The sequence below is a fragment of the Bacillus nitratireducens genome (assembly GCF_036320425.1).
Taxonomy (GTDB): Bacteria; Bacillota; Bacilli; order Bacillales; family Bacillaceae_G; genus Bacillus_A; species Bacillus_A nitratireducens.
Genome location: NZ_JAUMJO010000032.1, coordinates 1 through 2,943, shown reverse-complemented (window position 1 = coordinate 2,943; position 2,943 = coordinate 1). Strand labels below are relative to the sequence as shown.

General features: G+C 51.4%; 1 rRNA gene. It reads right to left on the bottom strand.

Annotated elements, in window-relative coordinates:
* Nucleotides 1-4 precede the first annotated feature (4 nt).
* Nucleotides 5-2,926 (bottom strand): 23S ribosomal RNA (locus Q3V31_RS30555).
* Nucleotides 2,927-2,943 lie beyond the last annotated feature (17 nt).

Sequence of the window (2,943 nt, the reverse complement as noted above, 5' to 3'; positions counted from 1 at the left end):
TTATATGGTTAAGTCCTCGATCTATTAGTATTCGTCAGCTCCACATGTCACCATGCTTCCACCTCGAACCTATCAACCTGATCATCTTTCAGGGATCTTACTAGCTTACGCTATGGGAAATCTCATCTTGAGGGGGGCTTCATGCTTAGATGCTTTCAGCACTTATCCCTTCCGCACATAGCTACCCAGCTATGCCCTTGGCAGAACAACTGGTACACCAGCGGTGCGTCCATCCCGGTCCTCTCGTACTAAGGACAGCTCCTCTCAAATTTCCTACGCCCACGACGGATAGGGACCGAACTGTCTCACGACGTTCTGAACCCAGCTCGCGTACCGCTTTAATGGGCGAACAGCCCAACCCTTGGGACCGACTACAGCCCCAGGATGCGATGAGCCGACATCGAGGTGCCAAACCTCCCCGTCGATGTGGACTCTTGGGGGAGATAAGCCTGTTATCCCCGGGGTAGCTTTTATCCGTTGAGCGATGGCCCTTCCATGCGGAACCACCGGATCACTAAGCCCGACTTTCGTCCCTGCTCGACTTGTAGGTCTCGCAGTCAAGCTCCCTTATGCCTTTGCACTCTACGAATGATTTCCAACCATTCTGAGGGAACCTTTGGGCGCCTCCGTTACACTTTAGGAGGCGACCGCCCCAGTCAAACTGCCCACCTGACACTGTCTCCCGGGTCGATAAGACCCGTAGGTTAGAATTTCAATACAGTCAGGGCGGTATCCCACCAGCGCCTCCACCGAAGCTAGCGCTCCGGTTTCAATGGCTCCCGCCTATCCTGTACAAACTGTACCAAAATTCAATATCAGGCTACAGTAAAGCTCCACGGGGTCTTTCCGTCCTGTCGCGGGTAACCTGCATCTTCACAGGTACTATAATTTCACCGAGTCTCTGGTTGAGACAGTGCCCAAATCGTTACACCTTTCGTGCGGGTCGGAACTTACCCGACAAGGAATTTCGCTACCTTAGGACCGTTATAGTTACGGCCGCCGTTTACTGGGGCTTCAGTTCAGAGCTTCGCTTACGCTAACCCCTCTCCTTAACCTTCCAGCACCGGGCAGGTGTCAGCCCCTATACTTCGCCTTACGGCTTCGCAGAGACCTGTGTTTTTGCTAAACAGTCGCTTGGGCCTATTCACTGCGGCTTTCCGTTAAGAAAGCACCCCTTCTCCCGAAGTTACGGGGTCATTTTGCCGAGTTCCTTAACCAGAGTTCTCTCGCACACCTTAGGATTCTCTCCTCGCCTACCTGTGTCGGTTTGCGGTACAGGCACCTTTTATCTCGCTAGAAGCTTTTCTTGGCAGCGGGGAATCAAAGACTTCGCTCCATAAGGAGCTTCCCCATCACAGCTCAGCCTTCACGATAAGCGGATTTGCCTACTTATCAGCCTAACTGCTTGGACGTGCACAACCAATCGCACGCTTCTTCTATCCTTCTGCGTCCCTCCATTGCTCAAACGATAAAGAGGTGGTACAGGAATATCAACCTGTTGTCCATCGCCTACGCCTGTCGGCCTCGGCTTAGGTCCTGACTAACCCTGAGCGGACGAGCCTTCCTCAGGAAACCTTAGGCATTCGGTGGACGGGATTCTCACCCGTCTTTCGCTACTCATACCGGCATTCTCACTTCTAAGCGCTCCACCAGTCCTTCCGGTCTGACTTCACTGCACTTAGAACGCTCCCCTACCACTGATACCATTGGTATCAATTCGCAGCTTCGGTGGTGTATTTAGCCCCGGTACATTTTCGGCGCAGAGTCACTCGACTAGTGAGCTATTACGCACTCTTTAAATGGTGGCTGCTTCTAAGCCAACATCCTAGTTGTCTAAGCAACTCCACATCCTTTTCCACTTAATACACACTTTGGGACCTTAGCTGGCGATCTGGGCTGTTTCCCTCTTGACTACGGATCTTATCACTCGCAGTCTGACTCCTAAGGATAAGTCATTGGCATTCGGAGTTTGACTGAATTCGGTAATCCGATGAGGACCCCTAGTTCAATCAGTGCTCTACCTCCAAGACTCTTACACTTAAGGCTAGCCCTAAAGCTATTTCGGGGAGAACCAGCTATCTCCAGGTTCGATTGGAATTTCTCCGCTACCCACACCTCATCCCCGCACTTTTCAACGTGCGTGGGTTCGGGCCTCCATTCAGTGTTACCTGAACTTCACCCTGGACATGGGTAGATCACCTGGTTTCGGGTCTACGACCACGTACTAAACGCCCTATTCAGACTCGCTTTCGCTGCGGCTCCGTCTCTTCAACTTAACCTTGCACGGGATCGTAACTCGCCGGTTCATTCTACAAAAGGCACGCCATCACCCATTAACGGGCTCTGACTATTTGTAGGCACACGGTTTCAGGATCTCTTTCACTCCCCTTCCGGGGTGCTTTTCACCTTTCCCTCACGGTACTGGTTCACTATCGATCACTAGGGAGTATTTAGCCTTGGGAGATGGTCCTCCCAGATTCCGACGGAATTTCACGTGTTCCGCCGTACTCAGGATACATTCAAGAGAGAACGAAGTTTCGACTACGGGGTTGTTACCCTCTGTGACGGACCTTTCCAGGTCGCTTCGTCTACCTCGTTCCTTTGTAACTCCGTATAGAATGTCCTACAACCCCAAGAGGCAAGCCTCTTGGTTTGGGCTAGATTCCGTTTCGCTCGCCGCTACTCAGGAAATCGCATTTGCTTTCTCTTCCTCCAGGTACTTAGATGTTTCAGTTCCCTGGGTCTGTCTTCCATACCCTATGTATTCAGGTAAGGATACCATACCATTACGTATAGTGGGTTTCCCCATTCGGAAATCTTCGGATCAAAGCTTACTTACAGCTCCCCGAAGCATATCGGCGTTAGTCCCGTCCTTCATCGACTCCTAGTGTCAAGGCATCCACCGTGCGCCCTTTCTAACTTAACCAAACTAAAATTAAAAAA